At 73.6% G+C, this 16,149-nt stretch carries 16 protein-coding genes; 10 read left to right on the forward strand and 6 right to left on the reverse strand.

The features are described from left to right. Positions 1–181 precede the first annotated feature (181 nt). Positions 182–748 carry a CGNR zinc finger domain-containing protein gene (locus ACFVUH_RS09390; RefSeq protein WP_387912153.1) on the forward strand — a complete coding sequence of 189 codons (567 nt, stop codon included), beginning with the start codon at positions 182–184 and terminating at the stop codon, positions 746–748. An 83-nt stretch (positions 749–831) separates the two neighbouring features. Here the strand turns inward: ACFVUH_RS09390 and ACFVUH_RS09395 are convergent, their stop codons facing one another. The 3 genes from ACFVUH_RS09395 to ACFVUH_RS09405 all read right to left on the reverse strand — a co-directional run bounded on the left by ACFVUH_RS09395 (position 832) and on the right by ACFVUH_RS09405 (position 5,589). Beyond that, a complete protein-coding gene (locus ACFVUH_RS09395) occupies positions 832–2,325 on the reverse strand; it encodes an FAD-dependent monooxygenase (protein WP_387912155.1) in 1,494 nt (497 codons plus the stop codon). 142 nt (positions 2,326–2,467) lie between these two features. Beyond that, the gene (gene paaN / locus ACFVUH_RS09400; RefSeq protein ID WP_355362424.1) at positions 2,468–4,168 is read right to left on the reverse strand and encodes a phenylacetic acid degradation protein PaaN; all 1,701 of its coding nucleotides are present in this window, start codon (positions 4,166–4,168) and stop codon (positions 2,468–2,470) included. Between the two features lie 152 nt (positions 4,169–4,320). Next, positions 4,321–5,589: a glycosyltransferase family 39 protein gene (locus tag ACFVUH_RS09405; RefSeq protein WP_355362422.1), complete on the reverse strand. Its 1,269-nt coding sequence runs from the start codon at positions 5,587–5,589 to the stop codon at positions 4,321–4,323. 124 nt (positions 5,590–5,713) lie between these two features. On the opposite strand from ACFVUH_RS09405, the gene ACFVUH_RS09410 reads away from it, so the two are divergent. Then, positions 5,714–6,295 carry a TetR/AcrR family transcriptional regulator gene (locus tag ACFVUH_RS09410; RefSeq protein WP_355362420.1) on the forward strand — a complete coding sequence of 194 codons (582 nt, stop codon included), beginning with the start codon at positions 5,714–5,716 and terminating at the stop codon, positions 6,293–6,295. Between the two features lie 57 nt (positions 6,296–6,352). On the opposite strand, the gene ACFVUH_RS09415 is transcribed toward ACFVUH_RS09410, so the two are convergent. Next, on the reverse strand, positions 6,353–6,799 hold the full coding sequence (locus ACFVUH_RS09415; RefSeq protein ID WP_355362418.1) for an Lrp/AsnC family transcriptional regulator: 447 nt from the start codon (positions 6,797–6,799) through the stop codon (positions 6,353–6,355). Positions 6,800–6,962: 163 nt separating this feature from the next. Here ACFVUH_RS09415 and pdhA point away from each other — a divergent pair, with 163 nt between their 5' ends. The 4 genes from pdhA to ACFVUH_RS09435 all read left to right on the forward strand — a co-directional run bounded on the left by pdhA (position 6,963) and on the right by ACFVUH_RS09435 (position 12,159). Continuing rightward, complete coding sequence (pdhA, locus tag ACFVUH_RS09420; RefSeq protein WP_355362416.1) at positions 6,963–8,102, forward strand: pyruvate dehydrogenase (acetyl-transferring) E1 component subunit alpha; 1,140 nt, start codon at positions 6,963–6,965, stop codon at positions 8,100–8,102. Continuing rightward, entirely contained in the window at positions 8,102–9,118 is a 1,017-nt protein-coding gene (locus tag ACFVUH_RS09425; RefSeq protein ID WP_387912156.1) for an alpha-ketoacid dehydrogenase subunit beta, read from the forward strand. Before pdhA ends, ACFVUH_RS09425 begins: the two co-directional genes overlap by 1 nt. 5 nt (positions 9,119–9,123) lie before the next feature. Continuing rightward, positions 9,124–10,449, forward strand: a complete 1,326-nt coding sequence (locus tag ACFVUH_RS09430; protein WP_387912347.1) for a dihydrolipoamide acetyltransferase family protein — start codon at positions 9,124–9,126, stop codon at positions 10,447–10,449. A 309-nt stretch (positions 10,450–10,758) separates the two neighbouring features. Further along, a complete protein-coding gene (locus ACFVUH_RS09435; RefSeq protein WP_387912157.1) occupies positions 10,759–12,159 on the forward strand; it encodes a globin domain-containing protein in 1,401 nt (466 codons plus the stop codon). 39 nt (positions 12,160–12,198) lie between these two features. Here ACFVUH_RS09435 and ACFVUH_RS09440 read toward each other — a convergent pair whose 3' ends face one another. After that, a complete protein-coding gene (locus tag ACFVUH_RS09440) occupies positions 12,199–12,726 on the reverse strand; it encodes an NUDIX domain-containing protein (protein ID WP_387912158.1) in 528 nt (175 codons plus the stop codon). A 328-nt stretch (positions 12,727–13,054) separates the two neighbouring features. Between ACFVUH_RS09440 and ACFVUH_RS09445 the strand changes: the two genes are divergently transcribed. Continuing rightward, positions 13,055–13,855, forward strand: coding sequence for a helix-turn-helix domain-containing protein (locus ACFVUH_RS09445; RefSeq protein WP_355362408.1), 801 nt, complete (start codon positions 13,055–13,057; stop codon positions 13,853–13,855). Positions 13,856–14,070: 215 nt separating this feature from the next. Next, a complete protein-coding gene (locus ACFVUH_RS09450; RefSeq protein ID WP_355362406.1) occupies positions 14,071–14,490 on the forward strand; it encodes an SsgA family sporulation/cell division regulator in 420 nt (139 codons plus the stop codon). A gap of 96 nt (positions 14,491–14,586) precedes the next feature. Here ACFVUH_RS09450 and ACFVUH_RS09455 read toward each other — a convergent pair whose 3' ends face one another. After that, a complete protein-coding gene (locus tag ACFVUH_RS09455) occupies positions 14,587–14,961 on the reverse strand; it encodes a phage holin family protein (protein ID WP_355362404.1) in 375 nt (124 codons plus the stop codon). A 99-nt stretch (positions 14,962–15,060) separates the two neighbouring features. Between ACFVUH_RS09455 and ACFVUH_RS09460 the strand changes: the two genes are divergently transcribed. Then, positions 15,061–15,378, forward strand: a complete 318-nt coding sequence (locus ACFVUH_RS09460; RefSeq protein WP_344338921.1) for a cupin domain-containing protein — start codon at positions 15,061–15,063, stop codon at positions 15,376–15,378. 36 nt (positions 15,379–15,414) lie between these two features. Continuing rightward, complete coding sequence (gene tenA / locus ACFVUH_RS09465) at positions 15,415–16,086, forward strand: thiaminase II (protein ID WP_387912160.1); 672 nt, start codon at positions 15,415–15,417, stop codon at positions 16,084–16,086. The last annotated feature ends 63 nt before the right edge of the window (positions 16,087–16,149 follow it).

Raw genomic sequence — 16,149 nt, forward strand, 5'->3', positions numbered from 1 at the left:
ATGACAGTGGTCACGGGGGGTGGGCCGCCGAGTGAGCGATCTTGAAACAGTACGGAAACACACCGCCCTTTCCCGGGGCGGGCGGCGCGATCCGGCCGGTCCACTGTCCTGTTCCGGCCAGGAACCGCCCGGGCGGGGCCGGACGTAGACTCGGGGACCGTTCGAGAGCGAGGGAGCGACGATGACGGAGCGGACGGCAGACCCGCGGGACCCGCGCCCGCTGCTCGGCGAGCCGCTCGCGCTCGACCTGCTGAACACCCGGTGGGCCGGTGTGCCGGTCAACGACCTCTTCGCCGCGCCCGAGGGCCACGCGATCTGGCTCTCCTCGGCCGGACTGGCCGGGCGGTGCGCGGCGGACCCGGCCGGGCTGGCCGCCCTGCTGGAGGCCCGGGAGGCGCTGGCGGCGGCGGTCCGCGAGCTGGACGCCGGCCGGCTGCCCGGGGCCGGCCAGCTGGCCGGGCTGGACGCGGTGCTGCGGCACGGGCGGGTGCGGCGGGAGGCCTCGGCGGCCGGGCCGGTGGACCGGGTCGAGGTGGACGAGCCGCACCGGCTGGCCGCCTGGCTGGTGGTGGACGACTTCCTGGGGCTGCTGGCCCAGGGGCCGGGGCGGATCAGGAAGTGCGCGGACGAGGCGTGCCTCCTGCACTTCTTCGACACCTCGCAGAACGGCCGCCGCCGCTGGTGCCGGATGGCGGTGTGCGGCAACCGGGCGAAGGCGGCCCGGCACTACGAGAAGGCGAAGGCCTGACCCGGGCCTCGAAAGCGCAAGGCCGTGGAGCCCCGGGGCCGTGGAGCCCCGGGGCCGGGCGGGGCGGGGTCGGGGCCGGCGGGTCAGGCCTCGCCGAGCCACTCGGTGAGCGCGGCGCGCAGCTCGCCGGCGCCCGGGTCGACGGCGGCCCAGGCGGCGTAGCCGTCCGGGCGGATCAGCAGCACGGTGTCGCGCAGCTTGCCGTGCGGATCGGCCGGGGCGGCGGTGACCAGGCGGTCCGCCCACGGGTCGGCGGCCGTCACCTCGTCATTGCTGACCAGGACGAACTCCCCGGCCCGCAGCGCCTCGTAGAGCCGCTGGGGGGCGGCCGGACCGCCCACGCGGGGCTGCTCCAGGGCGGTCAGCCGCAGGTCCGGGACGCGCTTGCCGACCAGCGGGTGGGCGTCCTTGGGCGCCGGGTAGGCGATGCCGATGCCGGAGATGGTGCGGGCGCCGCGGTCCACGACCAGGTCGACGTGCTCGGCGATCGAGGCGAGCGCGCCGCGCAGCGCCCGGGTGGCGGCCGACTGGGCGAGCGCGAGCCGGATCAGCGCGCCGGAGGTGCGCAGCACCGTCCGGCCGACCGGGTGGCGCTCGGTCTGGTAGGTGTCGAGCAGCGCGTCGGTGGCCCGGCCGCGGACGGCGGCGGCGAGCTTCCAGGAGAGGTTGGCGGCGTCCTGCAGTCCGGTGTTCATGCCCAGACCGCCGGCCGGGGAGTGGCAGTGGGCCGCGTCGCCGGCCAGCAGGACCCGCCCGGAACGGTAGTTGGGCACCTGCCGCTCGTCGCTGTGGAAGGTGGAGCTCCAGCGGACGTCGTGCAGGCCGTAGTCCTCGCCGAGGGTGTCGCGGGCGATGTCGGCGAGCACGTCGAGCGGGGGCGTGGTGCCGTCGGTGAACCGCTCGGCGCGGTCCCAGGCGATGATCCGGTACCAGCCGTCGCCGAACGGCACCAGGAAGGAGAAGCCGTGCTCGTTGGCGCCGACGCTGACCGCCTCGTCGGGCTCGCGCTCCAGCCGCACGTCCGCCAGCAGCACGGAGTCGACCACCGACTCGCCGGGGAAGGGCAGCCCGAGCAGCTCGCGGACGGTGGAGTGCACGCCGTCGGCGCCGACCGCGTAGCGGGCCCGGCGGGTGGTGGCGGCGCCGTTCTCGACGGTCTCGACGGTGACGCCGTCGGCGTCCTGCTGCAGGCCGGTCACCTCGGCGCCGCGCACGATCGTGGCGCCGGCCTTCACCGCCCGGTCGAGCAGCAGCTGTTCGGTGCGGTACTGCGGGGTGATCAGGACGAAGGGGAAGCGGGTGGGGAGGTCGGTGAGCTCGACCCGGAGCTTGTTGAAGAGCCGCAGGTGACCGAGCGGGCGGCCGGTGGCGATGAGCTCGTCGGCGAGGCCGCGGGCGTCCAGGAGCTCCAGGCTGCGGGCGTGCACGGCGAAGGCCCGGGTGAGGTTGGACTCGGAGGTGCGCTTCTCCAGGACGGTGACGCCCACCCCGGCGGCGGCGAGGTCGCCGGCCAGCAGCAGGCCGGTCGGTCCGGCGCCGACCACGATGACGTCGGTGACGGTCTGCTTCTCGGTCATGTGTCAGCTCCCGGTGCTCGAACAGCGGATGGACGCCGGGTGTGGCGTTTCCCCGCCTCCATCATCGCTTCCCGGGCGTGACGTTGTGAATCTCCGGCCCCCGGCGAGTGGCCGGGGACCGGAGGCGAGCGGGTGACGCCTCTCAGCTGTGGCGGCGGATCTCCACGGTGCGGAACCGGTTGGCGACGAAGGCGCCGTCGCAGTAGGCCGAGTTGGCGGCCGGGTTGGCGCCGGTGCCGTGCAGGTCGGAGAAGGCGGCGGTCTGGTTGGCGTACACCCCGCCGGTGAGGTTGAGCGAGAGCGAGACGCCGGAGTCGAGCGCGGCCTCCACCAGGGCGGCCTCGACCTCGGGCGAGGTGGTGTAGCCGGAGGCGGTCATCGCGCCCCGGCTGCGGACGGTGTCGCGCAGCAACTCGACCGCGGCGGCGGTGCTCTCGACCGCGACGGCGAAGGAGACCGGGCCGAAGCACTCGCCGCGGTAGACGGCGCGGTCGTCCGGCTTGTCGGCGTCCAGCTTGACCAGCGCGGGGGTGCGGACCGTCGCGCCGGGGAACTCCGGGTGCTCCACCGCCCGCGGGGCGAGGGCGAGTTCGCCGTACTCGCCGCCGGCCGCGGCGGCCGAGCGCTGCAGCACGCCGGGGTTGACCACGGCGCCGAGGACGGCGGTGGCGCGGGCGTCGTCGGAGAGCAGGCCCTCGATGGCGGCGGCGAGGTCGCGGACCACCTCGTCGTAGGACCTGGCGCCCTGGTCGGTGTCGATGCCGCCGCGCGGGATCAGCAGGTTCTGCGGGGTGGTGCACATCTGGCCGCTGTACAGCGAGAGCGAGAAGGCCAGGTTGTTCAGCATGCCCTTGTAGTCGTCGGTGGAGTCGACGACCACGGTGTTGACGCCGGCCTTCTCGGTGTACACCTCGGCCTGCCGGGCGTTCTCCTCCAGCCAGTCGCCGAAGGCGGTGGAGCCGGTGTAGTCGATCAGCTTGATCTCCGGGCGCACGGCCAGGGTGGCGGCCACGGTGCCGCCCTCGTGCTCGACGGCCAGGCAGACCGCGTTCGGGTCGAAGCCGGCCTCGGCGAGCACCTCGCGGGCGACCTCGACGGTGAGCGCCAGCGGGAGGACGGCGCGCGGGTGCGGCTTGACCAGCACCGGGTTGCCGGTGGCCAGCGAGGCGAACAGGCCGGGGTAGCCGTTCCAGGTGGGGAAGGTGTTGCAGCCGATCAACAGCGCCAGGCCGCGCGGGACGACGGTGAACTCCTTGGTCATCACCAGCGGGTCGCGCTTGCCCTGCGGCTTGGTCCAGCCGGCGCTCTCCGGCAGCCGGGTCTGCTCGGTGTACGCGTAGGCGACGGCCTCCAGGCCGCGGTCCTGGGCGTGCGGGCCGCCGGCCTGGAAGGCCATCGCGTAGGCCTGGCCGGTGGTGTGCATGACGGCGTTGGCGAACTCGTGCGAGCGGGCGTTGATCCGGGCCAGGATCTCCAGGCAGACGGCGGCGCGGGCGAGCGGACCGGCGGCGGCCCAGGCCGGGCGGGCGGCGGTCAGCGCGGCGATCAGGGCGTCCGGACCGGCGTGCGGGTAGCCGATGCCCAGCTCCAGGCCGTACGGGGAGGCCTCGCCGCCGACCAGGTCGCCGTCGACGGGGTGGCCGGGCAGCTCGAACGGCCGGTTCAGCCGCGACTCGAAGGCGGCCCTGCCGTCCGCGGCGGCGCTCTCGCCGTAGGCCTTGGGGAACTCGGGGTAGGGCGACCAGTAGTCGCGCTTGGCGGCGGCGTCGACGGCGGCCTCCAGGGTGGCCCGGTGGCGTTCGACGAGCTCGGCGACGTGGGGGTGGGTGACCGCTGCGGACATGGTGTGCGCTCCTCAGAGGGGAGGACGGGACACGTCACAGAGTAACCGAACGATCGGTCGGCTCAAGAGGGCGAACGGCGAACAAAGGCCAGGGGCGCGTCCGATCACGGACGCGCCCCTGGCCGGGTCGTGGCAGCGGGTGGCGGCGGGGCCTACGGGATGCCGAGCTCGAAGATCACGTAGCCGGCGTACCAGCCGGAGGCGACCGCGCCGGTGCCGAGCACCCCGGCCAGCACCGGCCAGCTCAGCCTGCGCATCGCCACCGCGAGCGCTATCAGCAGCGGGAAGGCCGGCAGCAGGTAGCGCGAGGTGTTGCCGAAGATGCCCAGGCTGCCGAGCACCGAGACGATGGTGGCCAGGGTGTAGGCGGTCAGCACCAGCGGCGGGCGCAGCCGGACCAGCAGCACGATCAGCACCGGCAGGCTCAGGACCAGCAGCGTCGCCAGCATGTCCGAGGTGTGGTAGGCGAAGGGGTAGTCGTTGCGGCCCAGCAGCACGCCGCGGATCGCGTTCCAGGTGCCCTGGCCCCAGTCGAAGTAGTGCAGCCAGGCGTCCCGCTGGAGCGTGAAGTAGCCGCCCCAGTCGCCCATCCGCCAGCCCACCCAGCCGACGTAGCCGAGCAGTCCGAGCGGGGCCAGCAGCAGGGCGGTCAGCGGGCGCAGCACCCCGCTGTCCCGCCGGTACAGCTCCACCAGCGCGGCCAGGCCGACCGCGCCGATCAGCGCCGCCGAGGTGGGCCGGTTGAGGCCCGCGACCAGGGTGATCACCCCGGCCGCCACCCACTGCTTGGTCATCACGCAGTAGCAGGCCCAGGCGGCCAGCGCTATGAACAGCGAGTCCGAGTAGAGCGCCCACTCGGCGCCGGAGCCCGGGGCGATCGCCCACAGCCCGGCCGCGATGACGCCGGCGCGCGGGCCGGCCAGCTTGTCGACCACCGCGTAGATGCCGGCCGCGGCGAACAGCGAGGCGACCACCGAGACCAGCATCCCGGCGCCGTACAGGCCGAACGGGCTGATCTCCGAGACCAGCCGCATCAGGCCGGGGTAGAGCGGGAAGAAGGCGGCGGAGTTCTGCTCGATGGTGAAGCCCGGGGTGCCGCCGGGGACCGGCACCAGCGCCGGGTGGTAGCCGAACTGGGCGACCTGCTGGTACCACCAGCCGTCCCAGCTGGCCAGCACGTCCCAGGGGTTGGCGCCGCCGCCGAACCGGGGGTGCTTCTCCAGGTAGTCGCCGGAGAAGGAGAGCAGCTTCATGAAAACGGTGAAGCCGACCAGCTTCAGCACCGCGTAGCACCACACGGCCGGGCCGAAGCGCAGCACCAGGTCGCGGCCGCGGTCGCGCCAGTCGGCGGTGGTGCCGGTCGCCGATCCGTCGCTGCGCTGCTCGGGCAGATCGGATTCGACTGCCGGTATTGCGCTCATCGACTACCCCACCTGGTCGGCCACGGACGGATCGTCCGCCGAGTCTAGGGCGTGGGCCCGCGATTTGGTGTGGACCAGGGCACCCGGACGCCGCCGCACCGGGGCGGGCGGGGATACTCGGAGGATGGCCGATCACACCACGCGCACCGCCTACACCGTGGAGTCCCTGCTCGCGGTGACCGTCGACGTCTTCAACGAGCGCGGATACGACGGCACCTCGATGGAGGACCTGTCGCGCGCGGCCGGGATCTCCAAGTCGTCGATCTACCACCACGTGCGCGGCAAGGAGGAACTGCTCCGGCTCGCCGTCGGGCGGGCGCTGGACGGACTGTCCGCGATCCTGGCCGAGCCGGGCGCGGTCGACGGGCCGGCGGTGGAGCGGCTGGAGCACGTCGTCCGGCGGACCACCGAGGTGCTGCTGACGGAGCTGCCCTACGTCACGCTGCTGCTGCGGGTACGCGGCAACACGGCCACCGAGCAGTGGGCGCTGGAGCGCCGCCGGGAGTTCGACCACCAGGTGGCCGAGCTGGTGCGGGCCGCGGTGGCGGACGGCGCGCTGCGGACGGACGTCGAACCGCGGCTGGCCACCCGGCTGCTCTTCGGCATGATCAACTCGATCGTGGAGTGGTACCGGCCGGGCAAGGCCGCCGACGGCATCGCGGACGCGGTGGTCCACCTGGCCTTCGACGGCCTGCGGGCCCGCTGAGCCGGTCTCGCCGAACCGGTCTCGCCGAACAGAGCCCGCCGGACCGGGAGGGCCTGGTCAGTCCGGCGGAACCTGGTCGGTCTCCTCGAAGACCAGCATGGTGCGGGTGCCGAGGACCTGCGGGATGGACTGGATCCGGTTGAGCACCAGCTCCCGCAGGGCGTGGTTGTCGGCGGTGTGCACCAGCAGCAGGACGTCGAAGTCGCCGCCGACCAGGGCGATGTGCGCGACCCCGGGCAGCGCCAGCAGCTGCTCGCGCACGGTGCGCCAGGAGTTCTGCACGATCTTCAGGGTGATGTAGGCGGACGCGCCCTGACCTGCCCGTTCGTGGTCCACCCTGGCCGTGAAGCCGCGAATGACGCCGTCCTCGACCATCCTGGAGATCCGGGCGTACGCGTTCGCCCGGGACACGTGCACCCGCTCGGCCACCGAGCGGATCGAGGCGCGGCCGTCCTGCTGCAGCAGCCGCAGGATCGACCGGTCGACCCGGTCGAGTCTGGACATCTGTTCAGCCGACATGACCCCCCACCCCCACCGATTGGACGCACTGCCACCAGTCGACCGCCACCCGGACCGATTGTCCACCACCTTCGCACGCTTCTGGTCAAGATGAACAGACGACCGAACAATCGGTAGGGAGCCCCCGCCACCCCTGGAGGTGCCCGAGATGACCGTTCTCGACCACAGACACCACCCGGCGGTGCCCGGTTGGCTGCCCGGGGCCACCGCCCCGCGCACCGACCCGGCCCCGCTGCTCCCGGACCCCGCTCCCGTCCGCGTCCTCGGTACCCCCGCACTGGAGAAGTACGACCCCGCCCTGCTCCGCGAGCTGTACCGCCGCCTGGTCGTCGGCCGCCGGTACAACCAGCAGGCCACCACCCTCACCAAGCAGGGCCGGCTCGCCGTCTACCCGGCCTCGACCGGGCAAGAGGCCTGCCAGGTCGCCGCCGCGCTGGTGCTCGGCGAGCGCGACTGGCTGTTCCCCAGCTACCGCGACACCCTGGCCGTGGTCTCGCGCGGCGTGGACCCGCTGGAGGCGCTCACCCTGCTGCGCGGCAACGCCCACACCGGCTACGACCCGCGCGCCAGCCGGACCGCCCCGCTCTGCACCCCGCTCGCCACCCAGGGCCCGCACGCCGTCGGACTGGCGCACGCCGCCCGGCTGAGCGGCGACCCGGTGGTCGCGCTGGCGATGCTCGGCGACGGCGGTACCAGCGAGGGCGACTTCCACGAGGCGCTGAACTTCGCCGCCGTGCTGCAGGCACCGGTGGTCTTCCTGGTGCAGAACAACGGGTACGCGATCTCCGTCCCGCTGAGCGCGCAGTCCGCCGCCCCGACGCTGGCCCACAAGGCCGTCGGCTACGGGATGCCCGGCCGGCTGGTGGACGGCAACGACGCGCCCGCCGTGCACGGCGTCCTGGCCGAGGCCGTCGAGCGGGCCCGGACCGGCGGCGGCCCGACCCTGATCGAGGCGCTCACCTACCGGGCCGAGGCGCACACCAACGCCGACGACGCCACCCGCTACCGGACCGAGGCCGAGGTCACGGCCTGGCGCGAGCACGACCCGATCCTGCTGATGGAGCGGGCGCTGCGTGAGCTGGGGGTGCTGGACGACGCCCTGGTGCGGGAGGCGGCCGAGGAGGGCGAGGCGCTCGCGGCCCGGATGCGCGCCGAGTTCCACGCCGACCCGGAGCTCGACCCGATGTCCCTGTTCGCCCATGTGTACGCCGAGCCGACCCCGCAACTGCGCGAGCAGGCGGCGCGGTTGGCCGAGGAGCTGGCCGCCGAGGCCGAGGTGCAGCACTGATGTCGACGGCCGCCACTCCCACCCCCACCACCGTCGGCGCACGGACCGCCAGCATGGCGCAGGCGCTCAACTCGGCACTGCGCGACGCCATGCGCGAGGACCCGACGGTGCACGTGCTCGGCGAGGACGTCGGCGCGCTCGGCGGCGTCTTCCGGATCACCGACGGGCTGACCGCCGAGTTCGGCGCCGACCGCTGCCTGGACACCCCGCTGGCCGAGGCGGGCATCCTCGGCACCGCCGTCGGCATGGCCATGTACGGGCTGCGGCCGGTGGTGGAGATGCAGTTCGACGCCTTCGCCTACCCGGCGTTGGAGCAGTTGTTCTCGCACGTCGCCAAGATGCGCAACCGCACGGCCGGCCGGCTGCCGCTGCCGATCACCGTCCGGATCCCCTACGGCGGCGGCATCGGCGGCGTCGAGCACCACAGCGACGCCTCCGAGGCCTACTACGCCTCGACCCCGGGCCTGCACGTGGTCACCCCCGCGACGGTGGCCGACGCGTACGGGCTGCTGCGGGCCTCGATCGCCTCGGACGACCCGGTGGTCTTCCTGGAGCCCAAGCGGATGTACTGGGGCAAGGCGGAGTTCGACCCCGCCGTGCCGGTCGAGCCGGCCGGTCGGGCCGTGCTGCGGCGCACCGGCACCTCCGCGGTGCTGATCACCTACGGCCCCTCGCTGCCGGTCTGCCTGGAGGCGGCCGAGGTGGCGCGGGCCGAGGGCTGGGACCTCGCGGTGCTGGACCTGCGCACCCTGGTGCCGTTCGACGACGAGACGGTCTGCCGGGTGGTGCGCTCGCTGGGCCGGGCCGTGGTGGTGCACGAGGCCGGCGGCTTCGGCGGCACCGGCGCGGAGATCGCCGCCCGGGTCACCGAGCGCTGCTTCCACCACCTGGCCGCGCCCGTGCTGCGGGTCACCGGCTTCGACATCCCGTACCCGCCGCCGATGCTGGAGCACCACCACCTGCCCGGGGTGGACCGGATCCTGGACGCGGTCGCCCGGCTCCAGTGGGAGGACTGAGGATGATGCCCGTCGTGCGCGAGTTCACCCTGCCCGACCTCGGTGAGGGGCTCACCGAGGCGGAGGTGGTGCGCTGGCTGGTCGAGGTCGGCGAGGTGATCGCGGTCGATCAGCCGGTGGTGGAGGTGGAGACCGCCAAGGCGGTGGTGGAGGTGCCCTGCCCGTACGGCGGGGTGGTGACGGCGCTGTTCGGCGAGGTGGGCCAGGAGGTCGCGGTCGGCGCGCCGCTGGTGACGGTCGCGGTGTCGCCGGGCGAGGGCGAGAAGCCGCTCGCGGCGGAGGTGGAACGGCCGCTGGTCGGGTACGGGATCGCCGAACCGGCGCGGGGCGGACGGCGGCGCCGGGTCGGGGGCGGGACCGCGGTGGCGGCTCAGGTCGCTCCCGTTGCTTCGGCTGCGCCGGTTGCCCCGCCTGCTCCGACTGCTCCGGCGGCCGTGCGGGTGTCGGCCGTGCCGGCGGTGATCTCGCCGCTGGTGCGGCGGCTGGCCCGGGAGCAGGGCGTCGACCTGGCGGCCGTCACCGGCAGCGGGCCGGACGGGCTGATCATGCGGGCGGACGTCGAACGGGCGGTCGCGGCGAAGATCGCCGGGCCCGTCACCGCGCCCGTCGTCGCGCCCGTCACCGCGCCGGCGCCGTCCGCCGCCGGGGAGGTCGTTCCGCTGCGCGGGCTGCGCAGGGCGGTGGCCGAGAAGCTCGGCCGCAGCCACCGCGAGATCCCGGCCGCGACCTGCTGGGTGGACGTCGATGCCACCGAACTCATGGCCCTGCGACGGCAGTTGAACTCCGCGCCGGGGCCGAAGGTGAGCGTGCTGGCACTGCTCGCCCGGATCTGCACCGTCGCGCTGGAGCGCTTCCCCGAACTCAACTCCAGTGTGACCGAGGACGGTTCGGGGATCCGGCGGCACCCGTCGGTGCACCTGGGCTTCGCGGCCCAGGGCGAGCGCGGGCTGATCGTCCCGGTGGTACGGGACGCGCAGCGCCTCACCACCGAGCAACTCGGCGTCGAGCTGGGCCGGTTGACCGAGGCGGCACGGACCGGGTCGATCGCCCCGACCGAGCTGACCGGCGGCACGTTCACCCTGAACAACTACGGGGTCTTCGGGGTGGACGGTTCCACCCCGATCCTCAACCACCCGGAGGCGGCGATGCTCGGGGTCGGCCGGATCGTCGGCAAACCCTGGGTCCACCAGGGCGAGTTGGCGGTGCGCGAGGTGACCCAGCTGTCGTTCACCTTCGACCACCGGGTCTGTGACGGCGGCACCGCGGGCGGGTTCCTGCGGTTCGTCGCGGACTGCGTCGAGCAGCCGGGCCTGCTGCTGCGGCAGCTCTGAGCGGGTCGGGCGGGTCGGGCGGGTCGGGCGGGGTCGCCCCGGGTGGTGGAGTCGCCACCCGGGGCGCCCCGGGGCGGGGGAGAGTAGCGCGTCCCGGGGGCGGGTGTCCGGGCTTCGCGCGATTCGTGGGATGAGCACTCCGGGCGTGTCACGCTTCCTGGGCGTCAATCGAGACAAGCCAGGTGGTGGCGAAGGCCGGCCGGAGGCGAAACGATTCTCTTGGGTACACGAAACGTTGCGGTGAAATCCCGCAGGACACTCCTGGTCCGGACCGGGCACGGCTCGGCGGCGGCCTCGGCCGTTCCGCCGATGCCGTCGGACCCCCCGGACCTGCCGCCGACCGCGCCCCCGGTCACCCCGCCGGTCGTGCCGATGGCCGTGCCGCCGATGCCGGTTCGGCCGCCCGCGGTGCCCGCGCCGAGCCGGCCGGACGCCGCCGCGCCGGCTCCGGTGATCGAGCCGCTGTTCACCAGCGCCCCCGGTCTCAACTGGGCCGTCCCGCCCCTCGCCCCGGTGCCGCCGACCCCGCTGTCGCCCGCAGCGGACCCCCGCACCTCGGCCGAACTGCCGCCCACCGCCCGGGACCTCGAACTGATCCGGACCAGCCTGGCGGTCGTCGAGCCGGTCGCCGACCGGGCCACCGCGCACTTCTACGCGCTGGTCTTCCTCGGCCACCCCGAGATCCGGGCGCTCTTCCCGGCCGCCATGGACGTCCAGCGCGACCGCCTGTTCCGCGCCCTGCTGATGACCGCCCGCGGCGCCGGCGACCCGGAGGGCCTGCGCACCCATCTGCGCGCGCTGGGCTGCGTCCACCGCCGGTACGGCACGCTGACCGGCCACTACGGCCCGGTCGGCGAGTGCCTGGTGGCCACCCTGGCCAGGTACACGGGCAGCCGGTGGACCGCCGAGACCGAACTGGCCTGGCGCCGGGTCTACCGGCTGGTCTCCTCGATCATGATCGAGGCCGCCGAGGAGGACGCCCGCAGCTCGCCGCCCTGGTGGCAGGGCGAGGTGGTCGCCCACGAGCGCCGCACCCCGGACGTCGCGGTGCTCACCGTCCGCCCCGACCAGGCCTACCCGTACCGGGCCGGGCAGTACACCAGCCTGGAGACGCCCTGGTGGCCGCGGGTCTGGCGGCACTACTCGTTCGCCTCCGCGCCCCGGCCGGACGGTCTGCTGACCTTCCACGTCAAGGCGGTGCCGGCGGGCTGGGTGAGCAACGCGCTGGTGCACCGGGCCGCGCCGGGGGACGTGCTGCGGCTCGGCCCGGCGGCCGGCGGGATGACCCTGGACCACGCCGACGGCGCCGACCTGCTGCTGGTGGGCGGCGGCACCGGGATCGCGCCGCTGCGGGCGCTGGTCGAGGAGGCCGCCGGGTACGGCGCGGCGGGCCGCTCGGTGGAGCTGCTCTACGGCGCCCGGCGCGCCGGCGAGCTGTACGAACTGGACGGGCTGCGGGAGTTGGCGCGGCGGCACCGCTGGCTGTCGGTCCGCCCGGTGCTGTCCGGCCCGGGGGCCGGGACGGCCGAGTCGGCCGCGGCCGGTCTGCTGGCGGGTGAACTCCCGGAGGCGGTGGCCCGGTTCGGGCCGTGGACCGGACGGACGGCCTGCCTCGCCGGGCCGCCCGCGATGGTCCGGCGGACGAGCGGGGTGCTGCTGCGGGCCGGTCTGCCGGCGGAGCGGATCCGGCACGACCTGGCCGCGCGGTGAGCGCGAGCCGGTGAGGCGGGCCCGGCGAGGTGGCTGGCGTCAGCCGAGGTCGGGGGCGAGCAGGGCGCGGATGCCCTCGATGTTGGCGGCCAGGTACGCCCGCAGGCTCGGTGGCACCACGTTGACCCCGGTGACGCCCTCGCGGGTGAAGGGCACCCGGACCACCTCGTAGCCGCCGTTGGGCTCGTCGACCTCGGGGCCGTGCCGGCGGTCGAGGTCCATCGACGCGAGCCGGCAGACGAAGAAGTGCTGGACCTTCACTCCGTGCGGGTGGAGCAGGGTGCCGTCGTCGTGGTGGGTGTGGCTGATGGTGTCCACGAAGGCGGGGACCACGTCGACCACCTTGCCGCCGAGCTCCTCGTCCACCTCGCGGTGCAGGGCGTCCACCACGGTCCGGTCGCCGCGCTCGACGCCGCCGCCGGGGGTGATCCAGTACGGATGCGGGGAGCCCGGCCGGGTGCGCTTGATCAGCACCAGCGAGGCCGGTCCGTACGGGTCGTTCGGGTCGACCTCCAGCAGGATCGCCCGGGCGGTGCGCTTGACGACGGGGCGGGGCGGGGTGCGCATGGCGACCTCCGGGGCTGGAGCGTTGTGCGGGAGTCTCCCGCGGCCCGGCGCGCCCGAAACGCGGCCCGCCCACGGGTGCGTCCGTTCGTGATCGGTTCGTAGTGACGAAAGATCTTGGATAGCGAAGATGAACGTTAAACGGCTCTTCGAAAGTTAGATTTTGCGATCATATGACCTTTGATTCAAAGGATTTTACCGATTGAATGGTGTGAGAGTCATTGCCACCTTGCCGCGCCTGTGCTGCAATGGGCGACTATCGGGCGAATCGGAGTGATTCACTCCGCATGCTCTTCTGTGTCATGTCTCGGGCTGGGGGCTGGCTGTGGCCATGGATCGGATCGCGGAGCGCACGTCGACACCGGCGCGGCCGGCGCGGACCTCGCGCCTGGAGCGGCAGCCCACCCTGATCTCCTCCGTCCAGCGGGCGCTGCGACTGCTGGAGGCCGTCGGCGGGTTCCGCCACGGGGCCACCGCCAAGCAGCTCGCCCGCGCCGCCGGCCTCCCGCTCGGCACCGCGTACCACCTGCTGCGCACCCTGGCCCACGAGGGTTACCTGCGGCGGGCCGACGGGCGCTTCTTCTACGGTGAGGCGGTCGACGCCATCGTCGGGGCCGACGACCGGCAGAACGAGCGGCACGGGCTGCGGGAGCGGATGGAGCGGTTAAGCGAAGAGCTCGGCGCGGCCGTCTACTTCGCCCTCTACCAGGACGGCGAGGTCACCGTGGTGGACTCCGTCGACGGCGCCCACCAGGCGGCCGTCGAGCCGTGGGCCGACTTCCGGGCCACCGCCCACGCCCACGCGATCGGCCAGTGCCTGCTGAGCCAGCTCCCCGAGGAGGCCCGGCGCGACCACCTCGCCCGTCACCCCCCGGTGGGCCTCACCCCGTCCACGCTCGTCGACGAGTCGGCCGTGCTGCGCCGGATCGCCGGGGTCCGGCACACCATGCCGGTGGTCGAGCGGCAGGAGTACGCGATCGGCACCGTCTGTGCGGCCGTGCCGATCACCGTGGGCTCGGTGGTGGCCACCATGGCCCTCTCGCTGCCGGTCGAGCAGGCCGACCGGCTCGCCGCGGTCGCGGGCCAACTGCGGCGCAGCGTCGGAGCGATGACACCGTCGTTCGTGCTCTGACCGCCCCGGCGGACCAGGCGGCTCCGGGATCGGGCCGGTCAATCCCGCTCGTTCACCATTTGAAAAAGCACATCTTGTCCACTACGTCCGCAAACGGGGACGATGAAGCTCGGACGTAGCGCACGCAAATCCCTCCCCCGTCAGCCAACAGCCCTGTCCGGTACCCGCGAACCCTCACCCACGCGCGGCCGGGCACAACGAGAGGTGTCGGTGCCATGCAGCACAGCACAGTCCAGGGCCACCTGACCATGAACCTCGTGGTCTCGTCCGAGTTCACCCTCAGCATCGTGGTCGACCTCGACTACGACCCCGCCGACCCCTACGCGGTCGGCTTCACCTTCCACCTGCCCGGTGACGAGCCGGTCACCTGGGTCTTCGCCCGCGATCTGCTGCTCGACGGGCTGGCCCGGCCGTCCGGCGAGGGCGATGTGCACATCCACCCGGTGGGCGGGGAGCTGGGCGAGGTCTGTCTGGTGCTGCGCTCCCCCGAGGGTGACGCCGTGCTGTGCGGCGCCGCGCCGCCGCTGATCGCCTTCCTGGCGCGCACCGACCGGCTGGTGCCGATCGGCGAGGAGACCGCGGCCGGGGACCTCGACGCCCAGCTCGCGCTGATCCTGCACGAGAACGCCGGGTGAGCCGCCGGCGGACGCGGCACGCGCATCGAAAGGGGCCCGTACCCGGGTGGTTCACCGGGTACGGGCCCCTTCCGCACGGGCCGGCACGGATGCCGCTCAGTCCTCGTCGAGGGCGAGGCTGAGGCCCCAGGACACCAGGCTGACGATCAGCGCGCCGAACAGGGCCGACCAGAATCCGTCGACGTGGAAGTCCAGGTCGAGCTTGTCCGAGGCCCAGGAGGTCAGCCAGAGCATCAGCGCGTTCACCACGAAGGTGAACAGGCCCAGGGTGAGGATGAACAGGGGGAGCGAGAACAGCTGCACCACCGGCTTGATCAGCCAGTTGACCACGCCGAACACCAGCGCCACGGCGAGCACCGTGATCGTCTTGTGCTGCCAGTCGTCCCCGGTGAGCGTGATCCCGGAGACGATCCAGGCGGCGACCCAGATGGCCGCCGCGTTGATCAGTGTCTTGATGACGAAACCCTTCATGGGGCCAGCGTCCCAGGTCGGTCAAGGGGAGGCGAGGTTCCGTCGGGCACGGTGGTGTTGAATGCCGGTGACCCGAGGCCCTACGAGGAGGGTGCCCCGATGAAGCTGTTCCGGCTGGACCGCCTGGACGCCGAACGCGCCGCCAACGACGGTGCGTACCTGCGCTTCCTGCGCGAGCCGCGGATGTCCGCCGGCCTGTACGCGCTCTCCCCCGGCGACACCGACACCCAGACCGCGCACGCCCAGGACGAGATCTACCAGGTGATCAGCGGCCGGGCCGAACTGACCGTCGGGGACGAGACCGCCACGGTGGGCCGGGGCACCGTCGTCTACGTCCCGGCCGGGACACCGCACCGCTTCCACCACATCACCGAGGAACTGCGGGTGCTGGTGGTCTTCTCACCGCCGGAGGACTGATCCTGGCCGCGGTGGACCTCCGGTTAGGGTCGGGGCATGAGCAGCCTGAGCCTGACCGAAGAACTCTGGGCGGCGATCGAGCCGGTCTACGCCGAGATCCTCGCCCACCCCTTCCTCGCCGGCCTGACCGACGGCACCCTGCCCCGGGATGCGTTCCGCCACTTCGTCGTCCAGGACTCGCACTACCTGCGCGACTACGCCCGGGCGCTGGCCGTCTGCGCGGCCAAGGCGCCCGGCGAGGAGGAGGTGCGGGCCTTCGCGGACGACGCGATCGGCGCGCTGGCCGCCGAGCAGGGGATGCACGCCGAGTTCCTGGACGCCTTCGGCGACACCGCCGAGGGCGCCGCCGCCGAGCCGGTGCTGCCGACCACCCGCGCGTACACCAGCTACCTGCTCGCCACCGTGTACGGCGGCTCCTTCGCGGAGGCGGTCGGCGCGGTGCTGCCCTGCTACTGGATCTACGCCCGGGTCGGCGAGCGGCTGCTCGCCGAGGGCTCCCCCGACCCGCTGTACGCCAAGTGGATCGCCACCTACGGCGACGAGGCGTTCCAGTCGGTGGTGCGGCGGGTGCTGGCGCTGACCGACCGGCTCGGCGAGGAGATCTCCCCCACCGAGCGGCGCCGGGTGATCGAGCACTTCGTCACCACCTCGCGCTACGAGTGGATGTTCTGGGACGCCGCCTGGCGTGGGGAGACCTGGCCGGTCTGACCGGTCCGGGCACCGCGCCGGGGGTCGTACCGGGGGCCGGGGTCGGGGGCGTTCCCCGAGGTC

This window comes from Kitasatospora sp. NPDC058032, from assembly GCF_042885845.1.
Classification (GTDB): Bacteria; Actinomycetota; Actinomycetes; order Streptomycetales; family Streptomycetaceae; genus Kitasatospora.

What these genes read in the sequence shown, in the direction of transcription:
- ACFVUH_RS09440 (WP_387912158.1), bottom strand. Translation starts at nt 12,726, where the DNA reads ATGCGCACCCCGCCCCGCCCCGTCGTCAAGCGCACCGCCCGGGCGATC.
- ACFVUH_RS09435 (WP_387912157.1), top strand. Translation starts at nt 10,759, where the DNA reads ATGCCGTCGGACCCCCCGGACCTGCCGCCGACCGCGCCCCCGGTCACC.
- ACFVUH_RS09405 (WP_355362422.1), bottom strand. Translation starts at nt 5,589, where the DNA reads ATGAGCGCAATACCGGCAGTCGAATCCGATCTGCCCGAGCAGCGCAGC.
- ACFVUH_RS09390 (WP_387912153.1), top strand. Translation starts at nt 182, where the DNA reads ATGACGGAGCGGACGGCAGACCCGCGGGACCCGCGCCCGCTGCTCGGC.
- pdhA (WP_355362416.1), top strand. Translation starts at nt 6,963, where the DNA reads ATGACCGTTCTCGACCACAGACACCACCCGGCGGTGCCCGGTTGGCTG.
- paaN (WP_355362424.1), bottom strand. Translation starts at nt 4,168, where the DNA reads ATGTCCGCAGCGGTCACCCACCCCCACGTCGCCGAGCTCGTCGAACGC.
- ACFVUH_RS09430 (WP_387912347.1), top strand. Translation starts at nt 9,124, where the DNA reads ATGCCCGTCGTGCGCGAGTTCACCCTGCCCGACCTCGGTGAGGGGCTC.
- ACFVUH_RS09410 (WP_355362420.1), top strand. Translation starts at nt 5,714, where the DNA reads ATGGCCGATCACACCACGCGCACCGCCTACACCGTGGAGTCCCTGCTC.
- ACFVUH_RS09445 (WP_355362408.1), top strand. Translation starts at nt 13,055, where the DNA reads ATGGATCGGATCGCGGAGCGCACGTCGACACCGGCGCGGCCGGCGCGG.
- ACFVUH_RS09450 (WP_355362406.1), top strand. Translation starts at nt 14,071, where the DNA reads ATGCAGCACAGCACAGTCCAGGGCCACCTGACCATGAACCTCGTGGTC.
- tenA (WP_387912160.1), top strand. Translation starts at nt 15,415, where the DNA reads ATGAGCAGCCTGAGCCTGACCGAAGAACTCTGGGCGGCGATCGAGCCG.
- ACFVUH_RS09415 (WP_355362418.1), bottom strand. Translation starts at nt 6,799, where the DNA reads ATGTCCAGACTCGACCGGGTCGACCGGTCGATCCTGCGGCTGCTGCAG.
- ACFVUH_RS09425 (WP_387912156.1), top strand. Translation starts at nt 8,102, where the DNA reads ATGTCGACGGCCGCCACTCCCACCCCCACCACCGTCGGCGCACGGACC.
- ACFVUH_RS09460 (WP_344338921.1), top strand. Translation starts at nt 15,061, where the DNA reads ATGAAGCTGTTCCGGCTGGACCGCCTGGACGCCGAACGCGCCGCCAAC.
- ACFVUH_RS09455 (WP_355362404.1), bottom strand. Translation starts at nt 14,961, where the DNA reads ATGAAGGGTTTCGTCATCAAGACACTGATCAACGCGGCGGCCATCTGG.
- ACFVUH_RS09395 (WP_387912155.1), bottom strand. Translation starts at nt 2,325, where the DNA reads ATGACCGAGAAGCAGACCGTCACCGACGTCATCGTGGTCGGCGCCGGA.